20 protein-coding genes are annotated in these 21,700 nt (G+C 66.5%); 9 read left to right on the top strand and 11 right to left on the bottom strand.

The annotated features are described in order from the left end of the window. Nucleotides 1–87 precede the first annotated feature (87 nt). Nucleotides 88–666 (bottom strand): sugar O-acetyltransferase, encoded by a 579-nt coding sequence (locus IMZ11_RS34620; protein ID WP_374463138.1) that lies wholly within the window; start codon nt 664–666, stop codon nt 88–90. A 92-nt stretch (nt 667–758) separates the two neighbouring features. Here IMZ11_RS34620 and IMZ11_RS34615 point away from each other — a divergent pair, with 92 nt between their 5' ends. Further along, nucleotides 759–1,835, top strand: a complete 1,077-nt coding sequence (locus IMZ11_RS34615; protein WP_228646650.1) for a sensor histidine kinase — start codon at nt 759–761, stop codon at nt 1,833–1,835. A 13-nt stretch (nt 1,836–1,848) separates the two neighbouring features. Continuing rightward, nucleotides 1,849–2,514 carry a response regulator transcription factor gene (locus IMZ11_RS34610; RefSeq protein WP_228646648.1) on the top strand — a complete coding sequence of 222 codons (666 nt, stop codon included), beginning with the start codon at nt 1,849–1,851 and terminating at the stop codon, nt 2,512–2,514. Here IMZ11_RS34610 and secY read toward each other — a convergent pair. Both secY and IMZ11_RS34600 read right to left on the bottom strand, forming a co-directional pair. Further along, the gene (gene secY / locus IMZ11_RS34605; RefSeq protein ID WP_228646646.1) at nt 2,489–3,802 is read right to left on the bottom strand and encodes a preprotein translocase subunit SecY; all 1,314 of its coding nucleotides are present in this window, start codon (nt 3,800–3,802) and stop codon (nt 2,489–2,491) included. The genes IMZ11_RS34610 and secY overlap by 26 nt on opposite strands. Before the next feature lie 147 nt (nt 3,803–3,949). Continuing rightward, nucleotides 3,950–4,879 (bottom strand): CDP-alcohol phosphatidyltransferase family protein, encoded by a 930-nt coding sequence (locus tag IMZ11_RS34600; RefSeq protein WP_228646644.1) that lies wholly within the window; start codon nt 4,877–4,879, stop codon nt 3,950–3,952. Nucleotides 4,880–5,879: 1,000 nt separating this feature from the next. On the opposite strand from IMZ11_RS34600, the gene IMZ11_RS34595 reads away from it, so the two are divergent. Then, nucleotides 5,880–6,344: a GNAT family N-acetyltransferase gene (locus IMZ11_RS34595; RefSeq protein ID WP_228646642.1), complete on the top strand. Its 465-nt coding sequence runs from the start codon at nt 5,880–5,882 to the stop codon at nt 6,342–6,344. A gap of 405 nt (nt 6,345–6,749) precedes the next feature. Here the strand turns inward: IMZ11_RS34595 and IMZ11_RS34590 are convergent, their stop codons facing one another. From IMZ11_RS34590 to IMZ11_RS34570, 5 genes are all read right to left on the bottom strand, one after another. Continuing rightward, nucleotides 6,750–7,814, bottom strand: coding sequence for a serine hydrolase (locus tag IMZ11_RS34590; protein ID WP_228646640.1), 1,065 nt, complete (start codon nt 7,812–7,814; stop codon nt 6,750–6,752). 468 nt (nt 7,815–8,282) lie between these two features. Next, on the bottom strand, nt 8,283–10,442 hold the full coding sequence (locus IMZ11_RS34585; protein WP_228646638.1) for a prolyl oligopeptidase family serine peptidase: 2,160 nt from the start codon (nt 10,440–10,442) through the stop codon (nt 8,283–8,285). 955 nt (nt 10,443–11,397) lie between these two features. After that, nucleotides 11,398–11,784 carry a 4-oxalocrotonate tautomerase family protein gene (locus tag IMZ11_RS34580; protein WP_228646636.1) on the bottom strand — a complete coding sequence of 129 codons (387 nt, stop codon included), beginning with the start codon at nt 11,782–11,784 and terminating at the stop codon, nt 11,398–11,400. A 335-nt stretch (nt 11,785–12,119) separates the two neighbouring features. Next, nucleotides 12,120–13,124 carry a MerR family transcriptional regulator gene (locus IMZ11_RS34575; RefSeq protein WP_228646676.1) on the bottom strand — a complete coding sequence of 335 codons (1,005 nt, stop codon included), beginning with the start codon at nt 13,122–13,124 and terminating at the stop codon, nt 12,120–12,122. Nucleotides 13,125–13,129: 5 nt separating this feature from the next. After that, nucleotides 13,130–13,798 carry a HEAT repeat domain-containing protein gene (locus IMZ11_RS34570; protein WP_228646634.1) on the bottom strand — a complete coding sequence of 223 codons (669 nt, stop codon included), beginning with the start codon at nt 13,796–13,798 and terminating at the stop codon, nt 13,130–13,132. A gap of 151 nt (nt 13,799–13,949) precedes the next feature. Between IMZ11_RS34570 and IMZ11_RS34565 the strand changes: the two genes are divergently transcribed. Next, nucleotides 13,950–14,162, top strand: a complete 213-nt coding sequence (locus tag IMZ11_RS34565) for a hypothetical protein (protein ID WP_228646632.1) — start codon at nt 13,950–13,952, stop codon at nt 14,160–14,162. A 7-nt stretch (nt 14,163–14,169) separates the two neighbouring features. Then, nucleotides 14,170–14,388 carry a hypothetical protein gene (locus tag IMZ11_RS34560; RefSeq protein WP_082777499.1) on the top strand — a complete coding sequence of 73 codons (219 nt, stop codon included), beginning with the start codon at nt 14,170–14,172 and terminating at the stop codon, nt 14,386–14,388. A 233-nt stretch (nt 14,389–14,621) separates the two neighbouring features. Here the strand turns inward: IMZ11_RS34560 and IMZ11_RS34555 are convergent, their stop codons facing one another. Continuing rightward, nucleotides 14,622–14,831, bottom strand: a complete 210-nt coding sequence (locus IMZ11_RS34555) for a hypothetical protein (RefSeq protein WP_228646630.1) — start codon at nt 14,829–14,831, stop codon at nt 14,622–14,624. Nucleotides 14,832–15,143: 312 nt separating this feature from the next. Between IMZ11_RS34555 and IMZ11_RS34550 the strand changes: the two genes are divergently transcribed. Then, the gene (locus IMZ11_RS34550) at nt 15,144–15,905 is read left to right on the top strand and encodes a neutral zinc metallopeptidase (RefSeq protein ID WP_228646628.1); all 762 of its coding nucleotides are present in this window, start codon (nt 15,144–15,146) and stop codon (nt 15,903–15,905) included. Between the two features lie 464 nt (nt 15,906–16,369). Here IMZ11_RS34550 and IMZ11_RS34545 read toward each other — a convergent pair whose 3' ends face one another. Both IMZ11_RS34545 and IMZ11_RS34540 read right to left on the bottom strand, forming a co-directional pair. Further along, nucleotides 16,370–17,038 (bottom strand): response regulator transcription factor, encoded by a 669-nt coding sequence (locus tag IMZ11_RS34545; RefSeq protein ID WP_228646675.1) that lies wholly within the window; start codon nt 17,036–17,038, stop codon nt 16,370–16,372. 2 nt (nt 17,039–17,040) lie between these two features. After that, nucleotides 17,041–18,132 carry a sensor histidine kinase gene (locus IMZ11_RS34540; protein WP_228646626.1) on the bottom strand — a complete coding sequence of 364 codons (1,092 nt, stop codon included), beginning with the start codon at nt 18,130–18,132 and terminating at the stop codon, nt 17,041–17,043. A 429-nt stretch (nt 18,133–18,561) separates the two neighbouring features. Here IMZ11_RS34540 and IMZ11_RS34535 point away from each other — a divergent pair, with 429 nt between their 5' ends. The 3 genes from IMZ11_RS34535 to IMZ11_RS34525 all read left to right on the top strand — a co-directional run bounded on the left by IMZ11_RS34535 (nt 18,562) and on the right by IMZ11_RS34525 (nt 21,603). Further along, complete coding sequence (locus IMZ11_RS34535) at nt 18,562–19,218, top strand: hypothetical protein (protein ID WP_228646624.1); 657 nt, start codon at nt 18,562–18,564, stop codon at nt 19,216–19,218. A 305-nt stretch (nt 19,219–19,523) separates the two neighbouring features. Next, nucleotides 19,524–20,600, top strand: a complete 1,077-nt coding sequence (locus tag IMZ11_RS34530; RefSeq protein WP_228646622.1) for a ParB/Srx family N-terminal domain-containing protein — start codon at nt 19,524–19,526, stop codon at nt 20,598–20,600. 733 nt (nt 20,601–21,333) lie between these two features. Then, a complete protein-coding gene (locus tag IMZ11_RS34525) occupies nt 21,334–21,603 on the top strand; it encodes a cell division protein CrgA (protein ID WP_228646620.1) in 270 nt (89 codons plus the stop codon). The last annotated feature ends 97 nt before the right edge of the window (nt 21,604–21,700 follow it).

Raw genomic sequence — 21,700 nt, 5'->3', positions numbered from 1 at the left:
GCCGTCCGGGCGAGCGCAGTAGGCCAAGAAGATCCACGAAACATCCTGGTGCCGCGACCGGAAAGGTTCGCCGGAAGGAGCGGTGCGCTAGATGTGGCGGATGACCCGGGCGGGGTTGCCGACGGCGACGACCCCGGTCGGGATGTCCCTGGTGACGACGGCGCCCGCGCCGATCACGCTGTTCTCGCCGATGGTGACACCGGCCAACACGATCGCGCCGCCACCGATCCACACGTTGTCGCCGATCACGATCGGCTCGGCCGCCTCCAGCTTCGCGCGGCGCGCGTCCGGATCGACGGGATGCGTGGGCGTGAGAAGCTGCACGTTCGGGCCGATCTGGACGTCCGCGCCGATCGTGATGGGAGCGACGTCGAGCGCGGTCAGTCCGTAGTTGGCGAACGTGCCGGAGCCGATGGTGATGTACGTCCCGTAGTCCACGTACAGCGGCGGCCGGATGTGGGCGTCCGGCGCGATCGAGCCGATCAGCTCGTCGAGGAGGGGTCGGGCGGCCTCCTGGTCGGTCGGATAGAGCTCGCCGTACCGGTGGGCGAGGAGGAGGGCGCGCTTCGACGCGGCGGCCATCTTCGGATCGTCGGCGATGTAGAGGTCACCGGCCAGCATCCGCTCCCAGTTGGTACGGCTGTCGCCCGCGAAGTAGTCAGTCACGCGTACGAACGTATCGACGCGGGCAGATCCTCTGGAACTCGTGGGCCTGATCCTGGCTAGGATCAGATCATCTGTGCCTGTTCTGATGGGGGATGGTGACCGAGCGCACGCATCCGGACGGCCGCCCGCGCAGTTCTCTGGCGGCGGCCGCATCGGCGCTGTCCCAACTGGGACGGCTGCGTGACCTGCCGGTCGTCCTCATGCTGGCGTGGGTGGGCTGGCTGGCCATCCCATGGCCGTTCGGCGGTCCAGGCCAGGCTCGTGGCACGGCCGATCAACGCCTGAGTACGGGCGACCAACGCCTGAGCGCGCAGGATCGGCAACCGACCGAGGGCTTGTCTCCGGATGCGATGCCCGGCACCGACCTCGACATCGCCTCCGATCCGGGCGCGGCTGTCGCGGTGGGCTGGTCGTTGCCCGCGGCGCCGGCCCAGCCCGTGCTCCTGGTCAAGCCGGAACGGCGCCCCGCTGCGCCTTCGGGCGCTCAGGAGGCGAGCGCGCGGGAATCGATGGCGCCGGAATCGATCGCCGAGGAGCGGGCGCGCATCGCCGGAGAGGTGCACGATGCGGCCGGGCACGGCTTCGCCACCATCGCCATGCAGGCCGGAGTCGCCCTGCTCATGCTGGACGAGCGGCCGGACAAGGTCCGCGAGTCGCTTGAGGCGATCCGCGCGACCAGTACGCGGGCACTCGACCAGCTCCGGTCCGCGCTCGATCTCATCGACCCCGTCACTGAGGATCATGACCTGTCCCGGTTGGTCGGCGGCGTGCGCGCGGCGGGGCTACGCGTGGATCTGGAACCGGCCGAGCCGAAGGTGCCCGCCCACCTCCAGGACACGGTCTATCGCGTCGTACGCGAGTCGCTGACCAACGTCATGCGCCATGCCGGTCCGACCACTGCCCTGGTCCGCGCCGGCATCGGCCCGGCCGCGTTCGTCGTCGAGATCGTCGACGGGGGAAGCGGTCCTGGCACGATCGCCGAGGGCGCGTCGGCCGACGCCCGGACCAGCGAGGCCCGAATGGCCGGCGGCGGAGTGGCCGAAGGCCGTGGGCTGGCCGGGATGCGGGCACGCGTGACGGACGCCGGAGGCACGTTCAGCGCCGGCCCCCGTGAAGGCGGCGGTTTCCACGTAGTGGCCCGCTTCCCCCTGAATCCGGGCACCGTATGACGAGGGGCGTCGCGTGATCCCGCCGACGGACCGGATCCGGGTGGCGTTGGCCGACGACCAGGCGGTCGTACGCATGGGGCTGAGGGCGCTCATCGAGCGTGAGCCCGACCTGGAGTTCGCGGGAGAGGCGGCGGAGGGAGCGGAGGCGCTTCGCCTGCTGCGCGACACCCGCCCCGACGTGCTCCTGCTCGACATCCGGATGACCGGCATGGACGGCATCGACACGCTTCGGGCCATCGCCGCCGATCCCGCGCTCAACACCACCCGGGTCGTCATCGTCACCACCTTCGCGGTCGATCAGTACGTGTTCGCCGCGCTCCAGGCCGGAGCGAGCGGGTTCGTCCTCAAGGACAGCGCTCCGGAGGAGCTCGCGCACGCGATCAGGGTGGTGGCCTCGGGCGAGGCGCTGCTCTCCCCGTCCATCACCAGGAAGGTCATCGGCCTGTTCGGCCGCCACGACGTCGCACCGGTCATGGGCCTCGACACGCTCACTCCCAGAGAGCGTGAGATGGTCGCGTGGGTCGCCACCGGCCGGTCGAACGACGAGATCGCCAAGGAACTCGTCATCAGCCCCGACACGGTGCGCACCCACGTCAGTCGAGCCATGGTCAAGCTCCACGCCCGAGACCGCGCCCAACTGGTCGTCTTCGCGGTCAGGTCCGGGCTGACGATTCCTTGAGGAAACCCGCGTAGGTGCGCTGCTCCACCTGCGCCTCGATCTGCTTCACCGTGTCGAGCCCCACTCCGACCATGATGAGCACGGTCGTACCGCCGAACGGGAAGCTCTGCTGGGTCGCCGGATCGCGCAGCATCACGAACGCGACGATCGGGATCAGGGAGAGCGTGCCGAGGTAGAGCGCTCCCGGCGCGGTCAGCCGCGAGAGCGTGTACCGCAGATACTCCGCGGTGGGCCGGCCGGGCCGTACGCCGGGAACGAACCCGCCGAACCGCTTCATGGTGTCGGCCACCTCCACCGGGTTGAAGGTGATCGACACGTAGAAGTAGGTGAACGCCACGACGAGCAGGAGGTACGCCGTCATGTAGACCGGGTCGTCACCCGAGACGAGGTGACGCGCGATCCACTCCGCCACGGGGCCCGTGCCGCCCATGAACTGCGCGGCCAACTGCGGGAGGAAGAGCAGGGACGAGGTGAAGATGACGGGGACGATGCCGGCCTGGTTGACCTTCAGCGGAAGGTAGGTCGAGGTGCCGCCGTACATCCTGCGGCCGACCATCCGCTTGGCGTACTGGACCGGGACGCGCCGCTGCGCCTGTTCCATGAACACCACCGCCGCCACCAGGAAGACGCCCGCGAGCAGCATCGCCGCCAGCGCGACCGGGCTGAGCAGGAAGATGTTCGACATGTACGAGGGAAACGCGGCCACGACCTGAGTGAAGATCAGGATGGACATGCCGTTCCCGATCCCGCGATCGGTGATCAGCTCGCCCAGCCACATGATCACGGCTGTGCCCGCCACCATGGTGGTCACGATCACGACGACCGTCAGCGGGCTCTGGTCGTGCAGCAGCCGCCGGTCGCAGGTCGGGAAGATCTGGCCCGCGCGGGCCAGGGACACCACTGTGCCGGCCTGGAGGAGGGCCAGCGCCACCGTCAGGTAGCGGGTGTACTGGGTGATCTTCGCCTGTCCCTGCCGCCCCTCCTTCCTGAGAGCCTCCAGCCGAGGGATCACCACGGTGAGGAGCTGGATCACGATGCCGGCGGTGATGTACGGCACGACCCCGAGGGCGAACACCGACAGCTTCAGCATCGCCCCGCCGCTGAACAGTTGCAGCATGTCGACGAGCCCGTTGCGGCTGCCGCGCAGGCACTCCTGTACCGCGACGAGGTTCACGCCGGGAGCGGGAAGGATCTGCCCGAACCGGAACAGCACGATCAGTGCCAGGGTGAAGAGGATCTTCTTCCGGATGTCGGGCACGCGGAAGGCACGTATGAGCACGGTCAGCATGCGCCGAGTGTGGTCGCGTGGCCCCGGCCGGACATCCGCTCGCCGGAGGCTTCGCCGTACGCAGATCCGCGTAGCTTCGCAGGCCGCGCCGGGGCCGCCGGGGGATCGGGGCGGCCGGCTGTGGCCGGGGAGGGGGACGGGATGCGCTCAGTTACCGGCCGTGGCCTGCACCTGCGGTGACGTCCGGCGGATCTCGGCGAGCGCGCGAGCGAGGTCCCGGGACGACAGCCAGAGCTTGTACATGATCGCGACTTCGAAGACGAGCAGCAGCGCGGCCGCGCCGACCGTGACCGGGACGATGTACCCGAGCACCGGGCCGATGATGAACACCGCCATCTGGAACTCGATGCCGCTGATCAGGTGGGTGCGGACCCGGTGGTCGCGCAGCCACTCGCGTACGCCGATGTACCAGGCGAAGCGCGAACGGAACTCCTCCTGCAGGTCGACGACGCCCATCGTGCGGATCCTGATCTCGTCGGAGTCGAGATCAGGGTCGAGTTCGGGATCGAGATCGGGGTCCTCGCGCAGCCGGTCCGGCAGGGCGGACGGGTCCGCGAGGGTGGACTCGTCGTACGCCTTCTTCAGCGTGCGGCGCATCTGGCGTCGGACCTTCGCGATCTGGAGGGCGTCGACATAGCGCAGCATGTCGAGGAAGACGACCCCGATGCCGAGGATCAGGTAGAGCTCCTGCCCGGTCGCCTGGAACTGCCCCCACATCAGGGCGAGAGCGCAGGTGAGCACCCTGATCCGGTCGAAGACGTAGTCGAGCCAGCCGCCCAGGACGGTCCCCGTCCCCTTGAGGCGGGCGATCTTGCCGTCCATGCAGTCGAGCACGAAGCTCAGGTGGTAGAGGGCGGCCCCGACGATCAGCCAGGGCCGGTCCGCCGTCAGGAAGCAGCCGGCCGAGCCCAGGCCGAGGAGGAAGGCGCCCCAGGTGATCTGGTTGGGGGTGATGGAGGTACGGTTCGCGGTTCCGAGCACGAGGCGGCCGGCCAGGGGATCCACCAGGAACACCGTCCACCAGGCGTCCCGTGCCTTGTACGTCTGTGACCGTACGTCGTCCAATGTGAACTTCATGCAGAAAAACCCTCTTGATGTGGTTTCTGACTTAGAGCCGTTGTGGCCCAGGCGATGCGCGCACGTTTCCGTCGCGACAGAATGCCGATAAATTATGTCAATTCCCGTAATGGCGGGAAGGGTCGGGAATGTCAGAATTCATCGTCATCCAGGTCGTCCTCCTCGTCGAGGTATTCGTCCAGGTCGCGCGCGTGCGAGTCGTCCCCCATGTGCGGGTCGTCATCGGCTCCGAACAGTATCGCCATTTGCCGAAAAATCATCTTAAGCATCCAACTCGGCCTCTTGTGTGGCGTTTCATCGGACTCTTCGCCATCCATTCATTAGCTCACGGAATTTCGTCGCCCGCACGACGTTTCCGTGCGAACCTCCCCGTTCTTCCGGTGAACGGTTCCCGTACCGGGCACCCGGTCCGCCGCGCAGAGCCCTGAAGCCGTTGAAGGTCGCGGAAGGCCGCGGTAAGCCATGGAAGGCCATGGCGAGATCATGGAGAGATCATGGAGAGATCATGGCGAGGCTCGGTGGGCATGGCAGAGCTTGGCGAGCCGAGTGTGGACAGTCCACAACCTGTGGACAACTCGAAGGCGGCACTGGAGCCGATCCCGTTCCCCGCGACCGCCCCGGCCCGGGGAAACGCGACCCGCCCGGCCCGCACGCTGTGGCGGTGGATGACCGGTGAAGGCCGCGACGGGAGACGTCCTCGGAGGTGAGCCGCGGAGTCGGTACGGGGCCACCCCGTCCCCCCTCGTTCCCTCGGTCGTCTGGTGGGCCGGCCCAGTTCCGCGGCAGCCCGACGGCGCAGGAGACCGCCGTGCGCGCTCCGCTGTCCGACGTGGGAAAGGCCGCCTATCGGCGGTCCCGGTCAGGGTCTCGCGTACGAGATGGCCGTGGGACCTCGTCGATCGTGGGGCAGCTTGTCAAGAAGTCCTGAGGGGTCCGTAGACGGCCCGTCAGGTACTGGGCGGCACGGAAACTGTCAGTCCTGAGCGCCAGACTGGGCGGCATGAGTGACGATGTGCGGTTGAGAGATGTCGAAGAGGCCGACCTGGAGCTGTTCTTCGAGCAGGAGCACGATCCCGAGACGGTCCGGCGGTCGAAGTTCACTCCACGGGCGCGGGAGACCTTCATGACCCACTGGGCCACGAAGGTCCTCGGTGATCCCACCATCCTGGTGCGGACGGTCACCGTGGACGGCGAGGCGGCCGGCAATGTCGTGTCCTGGTGGGAGCAGGACAGGCGCTTCATCGGGTACGGCTTCGGCCGCCGATACTGGGGCCGGGGCATCGGCACCACGGCGCTGACCCTCTTCCTGGACCTGGAGAAGGCCCGCCCCCTCTACGCCGATCCCTTTGCCGGGAACACAGGGTCGGTGCGGTTGCTGGAGAAATGCGGCTTCCTGCGCTCCGGTACGGTCCAGCACGGCGAGCACGAGCACATCATGTTCGTCCTGGGCGAAGACCGGCCTTGACCTTCCGATCCACGGCACGCCCCATAGCGGCTCCACCGCCGACCTGACTGGTGCCCCGCGTGTTCACGCATTACGCGCCCGGCGGCTGGTGACGGACCGGTCGACGTGGACCATGGATGCTTCGCCTGCACGCTCGGGGGCCAGGACGGAAAGACGCCGTTCATCGTGGCGGCCGAGTGGCGCATGCCCGAGATGGTGCCACCCGGAACCGGACAAGTGCTCTCGACCCAGGTCACGGTCCCCGGCACGGGTCGGCCGTGGACGTCTGTGACACCGCCGAAGGGCATCCCGGGGCGCCTGAGCGTCGGAGTCCCTGGCCGCCACCAGCCGCCAGATGAGACCTTCGGCAGGAGCACGGCTCCCGAAGACCGCCACACCAGCCGAGACGATCTCCGAACCAGCTCTCTAGGAGCAGATGGCGGTGTCGAAGGCCTGGAAGATGCGCTTGTCGTCCTTCGGAGTACCGGTGACGTAGAGGGTGACCGCGCGCCCGGCGCGGTTACGGCCGCTCAGCACCCGGGTGCCGGGCAGGCCGCCGTCGTGCATCCAGGCGGATCCGCAGGTCAGAGGGTAGGAGTAGAGGCCAAGCCCATAGCGGGAGCGGGGCGGGTCGTAGGCGGCGACCGCTCCGTCGAGCATCTTGGTGATCGTCGAGTTGGGGAGCGCCTGCCAGAAGCGGTTCAGGTCGTCGGGGGTGGAGATCAGCCCACCCGAGGCGCCGAACAGGTATCCGGGCTCCCGGGTGGTGTCGACCAGCTTGGCTTGCGCCTTGGGGTCGAAGGGATTGATGCCGTAGGTGTGCGCGTGCGCGCCCCGGATGCCCATCTCACCCTTGCGAGGCCAGTAGGTGTGCGTGAGCGGTCGGAGCACGCCCTGCCGGGTGACCGTGCGGAAGTCCTTGCCCGTGACCTTTTCGATCAGCATGCCGGCGACCAGGTAGTTGGTGTTGGAGTAGAACCACTTCTCGCCGGGCGCGCCGACGGGCTCGGCGTCCAAGGCCAGGCGCAGGAAGTCGGCGTCGCCGCCGGGATTCGCGGGGTCGACCAGGTGCCAGTATTCGGGCAGGCCGCTGGTCTGGCGGAGCAGTTGCCTGACGGTGATCTGCCGGCCGTCGAGCAAGCCGGGCGCGTACTGCTCGACGAGCGCGTCCAGGTCGATCGTGCCCTGGTCCACCAGACGCATCACGGTGGCGGCGATCACCGGCTTGGTCACACTGGCGATCCGGAAGTGGGCGTCGGCGCCGACCATGGGTGTGCCGGTGCCGCGCTCGGCGGTGCCCGACGTCCAGGTGGTGACTCGGCCATTGGGCTCGCGTACGGAGACCACCGCCCCCGCCAACCCGTCCTGGGTGGTCAGCCGGGTCAGTTGCTGGTGGAGCGTCAAGGGCGGCGCAGTCGCTGCCGCCAGAGCAGGGGAGGCGGCACCAAGGAGAACGGCTGCGGCTGCGGCTGCGGCAAGAAGCTTGCGCATATTGAGGACAACTCCCTGTCGGTAAGAAGGATGTCCTCATTTTCTGGCGCAAAGGAAAGCGTGATCAGTCAAGCTGCCCGGTCTCTTGACGGTGGTGCCTGCCCTACTGGCGTGTGCGCGGCAGATCTTGTACAGGGATCTCGCCGCAAGGTCGTGATCGCCGGAGAGCAGGACCGGGTGTCCGGCGGGGGACCCGGCCCGGGATGAACGGTGACCATCGGCTGCTCTGGCGGAATACGCGGCAGCCGGCCTGCTCCTATGCATCGGCGGCCGACATCCTCGCCAAGGCGGGCGCGTTCGTTGAGGCCGTCGGGGAGGAGGAAGGATCGCACCACCCAGTGCGACTCCGTAGGCCCGCGATGGCATTTCGCCCAGCGGGTCTGCCGCTGCCCGGTGCCGTCTCCGCGAAATGTCGATCGCTGATCTTCTATACGTTTCCTCATTCCGTTAATTGCGGTCAGGCCGTTCTCAGTGTGGTTCCGCCGCGGTCTCCTGAAGACGCAAGGGCGTTTTTTTCGGCGATAGGCCGGTGTATTTTCCGGCGAAGGCCAGGATATCCGCGGTCAGGGCACGTTCTTTGCTCGCGGGAGAGGCGGCGTGGGCGGTGTCGGGTTCTCGGCGCATGAGGATCGGTCGGTCACTGCTGGTGGCGTGTTGGAGGGCCGCACACATTTTGGTGACGTGGGCCTCTCCGGTCTGCAGATCGGTTACCGCGCCGGCGAGCAGGAATGCGGGATAGAGGGCTCCGGGCGTGATGTTGTGATAGGGGGAGTATGTGAGTAGCCATTGGAGCTGTTCGGGTCGGGAGGCGGTACCGAATTCATCCGTCCATGTGCATCCCAGGCCGAAGTGTTCGTAGCGCACCATGTCACATAGCGGGCCTTCGGCGATAACCGCGGCGTACAGGTCTGGTCGCTGTGTGGCGGCGGCCGTGACCAGTAGTCCGCCGGCAGACTGGCCATAGATCGCCAGTTGGTCGCGCGTGGTTCGACCGGTGTCGATGAGCCAGGTCGCGGCGTCGTTGAAGTCGCTGATCGCGCGGTGTTTGTGTGGTCCACGGCCGGCGTCGTGCCAGGACTGGCCTTCTTCGCCGCCTCCGCGTACACAGGCGACCGCGTAGGTGCCGCCGGCGCTGACCCATGCGGCCGCCGTGGGGAAGAACCATGGGCGCATCGGCATGCCGAAGCTGCCATAGCCGTAAAGGAGGGTGGGGCGGGGGCCCTCATGTTCTTCCGCCGGGGTGAACAGGAACAGCGTGATCTCGGTGCCGTCGCCGGCGCGACAGCGAACGCTGCGACTGCGGATCTCTGCGGTATGTCCGGCTAGTGTGGCGCCGGTTTCCTGTTCCGTCTCCCCGCTTGTGGCGTCGTAGCGATAGATGGTGGGGGGAGTGGTCGCGTCGCAGTAGCTGAACCACGCGTGACGTCCGTGCGGGATGTTCGTGCGCAGGGATGACACGACGCCCGCGCCGGGAAGGGGCAGATCGGTGAGCGGCCGGCCACTGGCCAGGTCGTGCAAGGTCAGGGTGCAGGTACCGTGGCGGTCGCGCGCCACCAGCAGGAGGGGCCGCGGAAGTTCCGGGTCGTCCAGGACCAGACACTCGTCCAAGGGAGCCCGGCGATCTTCGGCTACCAGCGTGCGCCATGCAGCCGGGTCGGTACCGTGCCGGTGCGCCATACAGATGCGGCCACACGGGGCCTGGTAGTCGGTGACCAGCAGCAGATTGTTGTCCGTGAGGAAGCGTGGGAGAACACGGGCCTGTGTGGTGCTTCCGTCCACGACCTTGACGAAATGCGGGGCCTCCTGATCGATGAGCTCGGCCACGTACACATCGTTGTGTGAGGCGGGCCCGGCTATCGCAGTGATCGCCAGATAGCGGCCGTCGGCGCTGACCGTGAGCCCGTAATAGTGGTCGGGGGCATCGTCGCCGCCGAACACCACCGCGTCTGTCTGCCAGGGCGAACCGATCCGATGCAACCTCACCCGCCGATGCAAACGCATGTCGTCGGGCGCCAGTTCCTCATCAGGAACACGGCTGACGTAGTAGAACGCACCCCCTCCCGGCAGCCAGGCGAGCGAGGTGTTGCGGGCGCGTGGCAACGGCCCGTCCACCGCCTCCCCGATACGCACGTCCAGCACGATGATGTCGCTGCCGGGCTGCTCGGCGACCTCCATCTGGACAGCCACGCGTTCACCCTCGCGCGACGGCCACCAGGCGTACAGCCCGGTGTGGCCGGACGGATCGATCTCTGCCGGATCGACGAGCACCCGCCTGTTCCCCTCGGCGTCAACGACGAGCAGGCGCCGCTGCTCATCCCCACGGAGCTGCTCGGCAAGGAACATGACCGAACCACGCACCATCGGAGGCTCAGAAACGCCGAAGGATGACACCTGATCCAGCAAAGACGCCCACGATTGTTTCTCATGCCATTCGGCGCGATACCCGTGGAAGAGACGATCCTGGGCCGCGGCCCAGTCCCGTACGCGCGCATCATTTCCGTCTTCCAGCCATCGGTAGGGATCAGAAACCGGGAATCCGAACAGATCCTCCACCGTATCGCTGCGCCAAGCGTCAGGGTAAAAGAATCGCGCCACAAATGCCCCCCGATAAAATGCTCCGCCTGCCATTAGGTCGAGGTACTGCGGCCTGTACAAACCGCAGTACCTCGCCTCAATCAGCTATGACTCGCCGCGGAGAATGTCCGCCTGCCAGCCGCGTACGCCCCCAATTCGGGCAGCCGGGCTGGTCTGAGCATACGGCAGGAATCCGTTCATGTGAACCTCCCGGATCTGTCGATTCGCCCGTGGTGGGCGATATCCGACAACAACTATCCCCGCGCCCGGGATCGATAAACAACGGGCGTCAGTTCGCGACAGCGAGCGTCAATCCTGGATCATCGGTACGCGCGGACCGGAAAGCCGGTCGGCCATATCGGCTATCCTCCTTGCTAAGATTTCGCGCAAGAGAAGAAGGCTGGAATGTCACGTAAAGGTCGATCTGCGTAAAAGTAATTCGCAGCCTTTCGAGATGAATCCCGGGGTTGACGGAGTTCTTGCATCCTGAGACCGATGATGCGGACCGGGCGGCCGGCCGCACGAGGCCTTGTCCACGGCCACCGCGTCCGGGCGGGTACGCGGACGGCCGATCCGAACGCGGACCTTGATGCCGATGACATGAATACCTGCTCAGAGGCGATATCCGGCTTCCGAGATCCGAGGATGTCCGTGGTCGTCCAGCGCTGTTGTCAGCACCAGCGTTAGCAAGATTTTTAGATGGGGAGCTTTCCGGCCTACGGCTGTCCACTCAGGATCTCTGTCGCTTGTAGTACGTCCGTGACCGCGTGGTCCGCCTGGTGGTCGACATCGGGCCAGGTGCCGCGGTCGATCCAGATCGTCCGCAGTCCGGCCACGTGACCGTCGGTCATATCAGCGGTGGGTCGACGCCGGTCATGCATCCGCCGTCGATGAGACTCAGGCCGCGTGGCTGCGATCTCGAACAGACCCGCCTCGGACTTATGGATGCCTTCAAGCAGCGGGAGGCCGGCCCCCTTCGGTCGGGGGCAGGCTGCGCCGGCGAATCCCGTCAGCCGGGCGGCGTGCCGGCGGCCATGGCCTTCACGTCCGCGGTCGTCACCGGCTTCCCGCCGACTCCCCAGTCGCCGCTCTTGACCTCCTCGAGGATGACCAAGGTCAGAGAGCGCATGTTCTCGCCCTCGATCCTGACCATCGCCTCGGTCAGCTTCTGCACGATCTCGGCCTTCTGCGCCTCGGTGAACACCCCTTCGATGACCTTCACATTGATGAGCGGCATGAGTTGCCTCCATTCGACGCGGTACGCCGACCGCATCCAGACGCCGGGACGTGAGCTGAACGGTCTCTTCCGGAAGCCCCTCGGCGTGCGGTGCTCGCCGAGAGCCGAGTTGTCGGTGTACGAGATCAGGCTGGGTCTGGTCCTCGAGGAACTGGTCATCGCGGTTTCCCCGTACAAGCCCGCACCCGTGCGCCGATCGTTCCAGCCACCCAGGACCTTGTCTCTCAAGGCCAACATGCTCGCGGACGCCTCCGGCAAACGTGGCCGTTCGTGGCACTCTTCAGCAGGCTGGGCAAGTCAAGAACGCCCGCCCGCCGTACAGAGAACTCCCGCAGAGACCAAGCAACCTCGTCCGATGGCCCGCCCTCACCTGTTCCCGGCCTGGCACGGGTTGTGCGCACGATGGCAGAGGACGGGAAGGCTGCTCATTGCGTCCAACACCACGCGATCGCCCAGCGGCTCGTCGAGCATGATGACGTCCTGGCCGCGCTCCGTTATCGCGCGTCGCGTAGCTTGAGAATGTATGTCGCGGTAAGCGCAACGGCACGGTCTTCGTCATGTGACAGATCCGCGAGGGCACGTGACGCCGTGATTCCCGGGATATCCGCGAGCGCCTGTGTCAGCCGTCGACGGGCGGACGGTTCGATAGTGCCGTGGGCGAGGCAGTCAACGAGCCCGGTGGCGATCTGATCCGCCAACGCGGGATCACCCGCCAGCGCGCTCAGCACATCGGCTGCGTCGGCGTCGTTCGCCCCCTCGACGATCATGTCGATGAGCGTCGGGACCGCGTCGGCGACTCCACGTGCCGCGAGCGCCAGAGCCGCATACCTGCGGACCACGATGTCGGAGTTCGTGAGGGCGTCCTGCAGCAGTGCGGTCGCCTCACCGTTCGGAATCTCGGCGATGGACTGGACGGCACGTTTCCGCACCTCGGCTGCCGGTGAGCCGAGGCCCTCCGCCAGCAGTGCCAATCCGCCATCGCCCGATCGCGCCAGAGCCCATCGAAGGGCTCCGGCGACGTTCGGGTCCGTCTCGCTCAACGCTGCCTCGACCAGAGCTTCCACTGGCACCGGAGCCTCTTCGACTGAGGACAAGGCCGCGCGCTGGCGCTTCCCAGCGCTCTCCGACCCCAGGGCCTGGAGGAGCGCAACGGTCCGGAGGACGTCCTCCCAGTCGGCGGGTTCCGCGGCACCGATCCGACGGAGTCGGGTGAGCAGCTCCGTCTCACTCGCAATGCGTTCTCGCGTCTGGCGGATGAGGTCGTCGACGAGCGCCGAGGGCGTGAAGCCGGGATCATCCAGCGCGCGCCCGACTTCATGCAGCGACAGCCCCAATGACCGCAGACTCTCGACATGGAAGATTCGCCGGATGTCCTCGCTGGAGTACTCGCGATAGCCGGCCTCGGTACGACCCGTTGGCCGCACCAGGCCGAGTGAGTCGTAATGCCTGAGCATGCGGGCGCTGACCCCGGACCGTCGTGCCACATCACCGATCAACACTGCCTTCACCCCTCCTGGCTGGTCGTGCCGAGGGCTACGACGCGCTTCGCCTCCTCGATCGCGAACTCGAATCCGGCGTCCGGGTTGCGCAACAGCCGTTCCGTGGCGATCGCGTGCTGACGCACGCGAGGGTCGAGATCCGTCATCGCGGCGCGCAGGGTCGGCTTGATCACCTTACCGAGCGCGATCAGCGCCCGGCTGAGGCTCAACTGCGTCTCACGCTCGCCGCGCCCGAGCTGTGTCGCCAACACTCCGGCCAACTCGGGTTCTTCACCTTCGGGCACGAGTACGACCGCTGCTCGCCAGGCGCTCCGCGCGACCTCGTCGTCGGCGTCGGTCAGAAGCGCCCGTGTGATCGCCGGCCACGCTTGCCGATCCCCGATCTTGGACAGCGTGTGCAACGCCTGGCTTCGTGCCTGCGCGCGCTCCGAGCCGAGTTCATCGACGAGCTTTGGGACCGTCATTGACGATGAGTGGCGGGTGAGTGCCCACGTGAGTATTTCACGCACGTAAAAGTCGGGCTCGATCGCGCATCGTTCGATGAGCTTGTCGATGAACCGAGGGTCCGGGGTCGTGCCGACCGCCAGTGCTGCCTGCAGCCGCATCGACGAGCTGCTGTTCTCCAGCCCCTGGAGAGCGCGCAGCGTGTTCGTGTCCTCTTTCGGCATGGTCATCGGGACCACCTCCTTGGCTGCAGTGAAGACCTTGTCACCGTGTCAAGGTCAAGCGGCGCCACGCGGTGAGATGGCCAGGCACCCTCTGCCCACCGAGTCCGGTACTTCGGGACAAGGGGGTGCCGAGCCCTTCGGAATCGGGGTGAAGGCCATGGAAGCGATGGAGAACCTGGAAGCGCAGCCGCCAAGAACTCCCCGGCGTATGGGCGCGGAACGTATCGACAGTGGCGACGGGGAACTCGGGAAGGCCCTCCCCGGCCGGCCCGGCATGATCTCGATGATGCGTGCCGTTCCGCAGGGTGAGCGCCGCGGGGTCATCCCTTCTTTGATCTCCCATGGCAAAGAAGCCCGCTTGTCCGTATGATCGCCCAATGTCTGATGGAAAGTGCACCCACTGCGGCCACCAGGGCCTGGAGCCGGGCTTCCTAGCCGACCATCAACAGCCCGGCTTCGGCGTCTGGGTGGAAGGTGAACTGGAACGGGGAATATTCGGCGGAGCCAAGCTGATGGGCCGCCCCAAATGGCCGGTGGAGGCCCATCGTTGCCCGCAGTGCTACCACTTGGAACTCTTCACCAGCCGCGAACTGTAACCCGTAGCGGAAGCGGAAAACCGACGAGAAGCCCAGAAAGATCAGCCAGGCCGGGAAGCGGTCCCAGCCTGGCCTTTCTTCGCTGGGGCAGTGACGAAAGAACCCGCACTGTCAGCGTGGGAATCGCATGGATCACAGCTTGTAGGGTTCCTGATCTGGGCTTCGGGGCGGTCGTGAGCGACCGTGATTGACCCCTCGTCGCCCCGATTAATGGCCCGCTGACGGCCCGGCGGTCACTCGTCCCACTCATCGTGATCGAGCACGAGGTTCACCGAACCAGGTGTTAGTTGTCCTGCTGATGCTTCTAGATGGAAGTGCGTGCTCAAGGGTGTATCGGACTCGGAGAGCGTGAGAAGGAGTTCAGCAAGAGAGCGAAGTGCGATCTTGTCTCCCTCGATCACGACCTCGTCGTCGTATGCCCGGACGGTCAGTTGGTGATCCATGGGCCATGATCGTGGGACTCTGTAGTCGCGGCCGGATACGGGGGTGCGAGTGGTGGGAGGTTCAGCCACGCGGGGACGATCGTTCACGCCGTCAGTGTCCACGGTTATGCGTTCACACAGACGACCGCCCGACTGATCATTCCGTATGCCGTCGACCCGCCCGCAGGGGAAGCAGGGCGAAGCGGGCTTGGTCGGCACAAGCTGACCGGCCAAGCATTCGTGTGGATCCCTGTGGACAACTGTGAGCCCGCCCTGAGACCGTCACCTGCAGGCCTTTGCCTACGGCTTTTCATCGTTCTACTCTTGATCGCCATGAAACGGGTTCTGATCGTTCTTTCCGTGATAATCGCCGCTATGCTCCCCTACGGGACAGCCCACGCGTATCCGGTTAAAAACAACAAGCTCACCGCCAATGCGATCTACAGCAGCGGCGCGCTCGACACCACTGAGTGTCCGGAGAAGTCCATCAAGCGGCGTAATGCGACGCTCGCCAAGTCGTACGTGAAGGCCGTGGTGGGCTGCCTCAACACCACATGGGCAGCCCAGTTCGAGAAGTCGGGCCAGTCATTCAGGGCCCCGAAGCTGAAGCTCGTCACCAAACCGCCCGCCAAGTTCTGCGCGCTCAAGTGGGATCGGTCCAAGGAGGAGGCGTACTACTGTGACGAGACCGAAACGATCTTCATCGTGCTCGGCAACGGCCTGCTCGACGACCCTTCCGATCTGTACCTCTTCAACCTGGTGAGCATGGAATACGGCCAGCACGTTCAGACGCTCACAGACATCTACAGCGAGTGGCTGGACATCGACTTCCGCAATAAGAAGGAGTACCGCGAACAATCCCGCCGCTACGCGTTGCAGAACGACTGCTTCGGCGCCGCTTTCCTTGCGAGCGTTTGGAAATCCCTCGACCGCTCCTCGGCGGATTGGAAGCTGCTGCTCTCATACGTCAAGGACTGGGCCGGCAAGGACAACGGGACGAGGACGAACATTGCGTACTGGATGAACCAGGGGTTCACCAGAGGCGACCCGGGGGCATGCAACACCTGGGCGGCATCCGCCAAGCGCGTGGCTTAACCGACTGATGACGACGTGGGCCAGGGGTGGCGACGGACGCCCACCACGACGCCCAATGACGTCGGCCACAACCGCCCTCGCGCCAAGATTGTTTGTCCCGTAGCTGACCTCTCAGATCAACGGTGTCCGACCAAGGCAAATCACCTGGTCGGGCGCCGTTTTCGAGGTGGGAGCGGAGAGCGTGGTGCGCGGAGAGTGTGGGATTCGAACCCGCGAGGAGCGCCAAGCCCCTAGCGGTTTCAAGAGGGCTGCGCTCCGCATGGCGACAGACTCTCTGGCCTGGGCGGGAGCCTCTTCCTAGATCTCAACCAAGGAAGATCATCCCGCACATATCCCGCGAGCTCCTCAGCCAAGAACGTTGAGCACGGCCTTGACCGATCGATCGGCACCCCGCTCCATGTGCCGTCGAAGGGGTTCAGCCACTGGAGCGCGCCTAGGGTTGGTCCAGGCCCTACGTCATAGGGTCAACCGGCGCGCCCGGGGCGGACCAAGCCGGACTCGTAGGCAAAGACGACCAACTGCGCGCGGTCGCGCGCGGTGAGTTTCACCATGGCCCGGGAGACATGCGTGCGGGCGGTCGCCGGACTGATCACCAGCCGCTCGGCGATCTCATCGTTGGACAGGCCTCGACCGACCAACGCGACGATCTCCCGTTCTCTGCCGGTGAGCAGGCCCAAGGCTCGCGCGGCAGGCCCCGTCGGCGACGGGCCGGACGCGAACGCCGCGACCAACCTGCGCGCGGCTTGCGGGGCGAGAAGGCTGTCACCGGCCGCGGCCACCCGGATCCCGCGCAGCAGTTCGGCCGGTTCTGCGTCCTTGAGCAGGAATCCAGCCGCGCCCGCCCTGATCGCCTCGAAGACCAACTCGTCCTCGTCGTATGTGGTGAGCACAAGCACCCGTACGTCGGACATGTTCGGGTCCGCCGCGATCGTTTGAGTGGCCTCCAGCCCGTCCATCACCGGCATCTGGATGTCCATCACGATCACGTCAGGACGATGGGCTCGAGCGGCGGCGACCGCCTGCCATCCGTCCCCGGCCTCGGCGACCACCTCCAGATCCTGCTCGGCCGTCAGCAGCGCGCGCAGCCCGGCGCGGATCATGACCTGGTCGTCGGCGAGTACGACCCGCAGCACGCTCACACTGTCCGCCTCAGCGGCAGACGGGCATGGAGGGCGAACCCGGTACCAGGCGCCGCTCCCGCACGCATCTCACCGCCCACCGCGCTGACGCGCTCGGTCATTCCCCGCAACCCGTGACCAGGAGGGCCGACCGGCCCCGCGGTCCTCACGCCGTCGTCCGTCACATCGATCTCCAGCCAGCCGTCGACACACCTGAGACAGGCCCGAGCGTGAGCACCGTCCCCCGCATGGCGCATCACATTGGTCAGCGCCTCCTGCACCACTCGATAGGCGGTGGAGCCGATCACCTCGGGAACCACCCGGTCATCGAGATCGATGTCCGCTTCAACGCTCAAACCGCTCCCTCGCACAGTCGCAAGCAACTCCTCCAGGTCAGCCAGCCCCGGTGCCGCCTCCTCGCCTGGCTTCCGGACCACGGCCAGCGCGGCCCGGGCCTGCGCCAGAGCGTCGGTGCTGATCTGCCGGATACCTCGCAACGCTTCACGCGCCTGCTCCGGCTGCCGGTCCACCAGATGTAGCCCGACGCCGGCCTGCAGGCTGATCGAGGCCAGGCTGTGGGACAGCACGTCATGCAACTCCCGGGCGATCCGCAGCCGTTCCTGCACAACCCGAGCTGCGGCCTCCCGCTCCATGAGCCGTCGGTGGGTGTGTGCGAACCGTGCGGCGACCACCGCCACAACCGCCCATACCACCGCCACAGTGAGCATCCTGACCGGGTCCCAGCCCTCCGGTGGCCCCGTGGCGACCGCTGTCGCCGCACCACCGACCACGGCGAGCGGAACCCACAACCTCGCCCTGCCGACCTCCGAGACCAGTACCAGCAGACCGGCGAACGCGCCCAGGTACACCGGCCAGCCGGCGAACCGCATCCCCAGGTAGGTCGCCGCGGCGCCCACCGCGAGCGTGAAGGACAGCAACGGCGCCACCCGCCGTACGGCAAGCGCGGACCCGGAGAACACCAGCAGCGCCGCCCCGAGGGCGGTTACCGGCCGGGCCTCAGGCTGGACCACACGCGCCACAGCCGACACCGCCACCATGAATGCGGACAGCATCACCGCCGCAGCCACATCCCAGGCGGGCACACGCATAGCAGAAGACTAGATCTTCCGCTCTGCCGGGACACGGCCTCGCCGTCGCCTGAGCAGTTCGGGCGAATGCCGCGCACGCCTGGCAGGGTCTGCCTTGGGCTGTCAGCCCCGCAGACCTTGCCGAGGCTGGGCTGCGTGCAGTTGACCTGCGCGGTTTCCTCCCGGATACGTTCAGCAACGTACGACGGGATCCCTGGATACCCGAGCCCACGTAGGTGAAGTGCCGCTGAGCAGCCGACGACGTGACCCATGGCCGAGCGGGACGCTACTGGCAGCAGCGCGACGGCGAACTCCCCCATCGTGACGTCGGCGGTTTCCCAGGAGGTACCGGAAATGATTCCTTCCGCGTTCGGGCGCTCATCTCGCCCGGCGACCTTGAATGAGCACGCATCGGATTCGTCCGCCCCAGACGAGAATTCTTCCGAGAAAATGCCCGGATATGAGCGGCTATGGCGGCTTGTCCTGGCGGTGGCGATCGTCGGCGGACCGCTCGGTTACGACGTCGGAAGCATCCTCATCCCGGCCGTCCACGAGGACGGAGCGACGAGCATCGCGGCGAACGCCGCCGCAAATCCGATCACCAACGCCGTGCACCTGGCCGCGTACGTCCTCGCCTCCTTCTTGCTCCCTCTCGGAGCGGTCGGCCTCGCGTATCTCGCCTATGCCCGGGCACCGTGGCTGGCCACGATCGGTGGGCTGCTCGCGGTGGTGGGCTGGCTGCCGTTCTCGGCTCTGACCGCCCTGGACGACCTCACCATGGCCATGGCCGCCCTACCTGACAGCGGTTCGTACGCCACGCTGTTGGACCGGTTCGCGAACGACGCGGTGATGGGCGGTTACCTGCTCGTCTATATCGTCGGGCATCTGGTGGCTTACGTGTTACTCGCTATCGCGCTGCGCCGAGCCAGAGTCCTCCCGAGATGGGCGGCCTGGTCCATGTTGGCCAGCAGCCCCCTGACAGTCGCCCTCTTCGTGTTGCCGGGCCGCCCCCTTGTCCTGGGTGATGTCGCGTTGACCCTGCTCGTGATCGGCAGCATCCCCGCAGCCCGAGTCATGGCCACTCACAACCGTCTCTCCACCCCGTAACAGGAATGTGCGGGACATCCGCGCACAGCGCGCGATGGGTCGCCGGCGGCGCAGCGCAGCACGGGGCACGGGGTGCATCTCCCTTGACCGGCTCGCCCCCACGCTGTAGCAGCCGTGCGGGGTCACCGCACCAACGGGCGCCGAGTGCGAGCGGATCGGTTCGGAAGTCTCGCCGCCCCTTCGTTCCCGGAGAAGAACGATGTTCGCCTCTGGTTTTCCTGGATGTCAGGGTCGTGATCTCGTGCGTTGGTTGATTACCGGCACTCTCGCCGTCGATATACGTATTGCGACGAGGAGCACGTGTCATGCGCTTCAGTTCTCCGTTCCGCCTGGCCTCGGCGCTTGGGGCGGCCCTCGCCGTCGCTGTCGGCGCCGGCGCCGCCCTGGCGCCGGCCGCGCTCGCCGCACCCGGTGCGCCGGGCACCCGGCCGTCCTTCTGCCAGCACGACAACCGCAGCACGCCGTTCGCGCAGTACCTCTGTGCTCAGCCCGGTGACCTGCTCGACGTCCGCATCGGCGACGTGCACCCGACCCAGCCGTCGCTCGGTTATGACGAGGTGTACTACAAGCTCGGCCGCTACACGCTCGGCAAGGACGCGATCAACAAGAAGTTCGACGACTGGTGTGAGGCCGACGGCCGAGCGGCGGCGGCGTCCGCGTCGCCCGGCGCGCGCCTGGACGACCCGTCCTCGTTCACCTGTCAGCTCTCGGTCGGCGCGGAGACCGCAGACAGCATCGCCGCCATGAAGACCGTCGTCATCGGCCCCGGTGGCGAGCCGTTCCTCACCGACGGGCACCACACACTCACCTCCTTCTTCGAGAGCCCGGACGGCGGCGCCGACATGCACGTACGGCTGCGGGTGCAGGCCAACCTGAGCACCCTCACCCGTCAGGACTTCTGGAGCCAGATGCAGGCGCACAAGTGGGTGTGGCTGCGCGGCCCCAACGGCAACCCGGTCACCGTGAACAAGCTGCCGAAGAGCGTGGGCCTGGCCAACTTCACCGACGACAAGTACCGCAGCCTGCTCTACTTCGGCCGCGACATCGGCTACGCGCAGAACGGGCTGCCGTTCCAGGAGTTCTACTGGGGCAGCTGGGTCCGCGACGCCAAGCCGATCAACCTGGCCAACTGGAACCAGAATGATCACGGCAGCTATCTGGCCACCGTCAAGGCACTGACCGAGGCGATCACCGCGTTGCCCAAGAACACCGTCGTCGACAACGGCTTCACCGCCGCCCAACTGGGCGCGCTGGCCCAGTGGAACGACGGCAAGGCCGCCAACAAGGGCGAGTTCGACAAGCTGAGCAAGCCGTACTCCGACGCCAAGCCCGGCAAGCTGGCGTACACGCTGGAGTACAAGCGGGTGCACGGCCTGGGCTGAGGCATCCGGCGGGCGCCCTCACGGACGATCTCGTCGATCAGCGAGGAGGAGACGGGGCCTTCGGCGGCACGGCGGTCGCCGTCTGCGGGGTCAGGGAACGGTGAGCATCGGGTTGCCTTCCCAACCGACGTTGGCGCGTCGGCCATGCTGTGAGACCTCAGACGATCACCGGGAAGGTGCACCCCTTCCCGGCCGATCCACAGATCTCAAGCATTGCTCTGTATGTGAGAAGGCCCTCCGGTCGCCCGTAGGGCCTTTCGCATGTGCTTCCCGTGTCGAGATACCAAGATGACCTGCTCGCCATGGATCCTTCGGGTCGCGAAGGAGAAGACATGTTCAAGTAGCAATCTGACATTGCTGTCTTTCACTGCTGTACGGACATGCGAAAGGCCCTCCAGGCTGATCCCAGAGGGCCTTTCACCTGCTGCGCGGCCGAGAGGATTCGAACCCCTGACCTTCTGATCCGTAGAGAAGGGCAGGTGCCTCGTCGATGGCGTACCGCGCTGCTCGGGCGGTTGATGCGGGCTGGTGGGGTGTGATCGCGTAAGACGGTGTTGCTGTACGGCACTGCTGTACAGCAGCCTGCCCGGGTGGGTCCCACGCGCTTCCTCGCGTCGGTTGGTACCAGTCGCCCCACAGGCGCCTGAGCGGAGCTTTGATCTCGACGCGGTCCCCCTATGCGTGTAGAAGGTGGTATCCGCGCAATTCCCCGCCACCAGCAGGAGTGAAACGAGTGTCTGCCCCCTACTCTGATGAAGGAACGGACGACGCCTCGTCGCAGTACACCAGCCGCCCATCGCGATGGCCCGCTTTGGCAATGGCTGCCTCATGGATCACAGGCATCCTGTGGATCGTGGTGTACTACGTGGACCCCACCCTCCCGGTTATCGGCGACTTGGGGAATTGGAACCTACTGGTCGGCTTCGCGCTTCTCGTTCTGGGCGTGGTGTTCGCGTTGATTCTGGCGGTGACAGCGGTCGTATCGGCACGTCGCCGGCCCTGACGCGTCTCGACACCTGGCCTGCTCGGGGTAAACGGCTGGTCGACGATCCTGCAACTCCCGGCCGGGCAGCGCGCCCGCAAGGCCCTCGGCAAGGAAG

Source organism: Microtetraspora sp. AC03309 (genome assembly GCF_020826795.1).
GTDB classification, from domain to species: Bacteria; Actinomycetota; Actinomycetes; order Streptosporangiales; family Streptosporangiaceae; genus Microtetraspora; species Microtetraspora glauca.
Note: the sequence above shows the minus strand (reverse complement) of the source record. Positions and strands in the feature narration are given on the sequence as shown.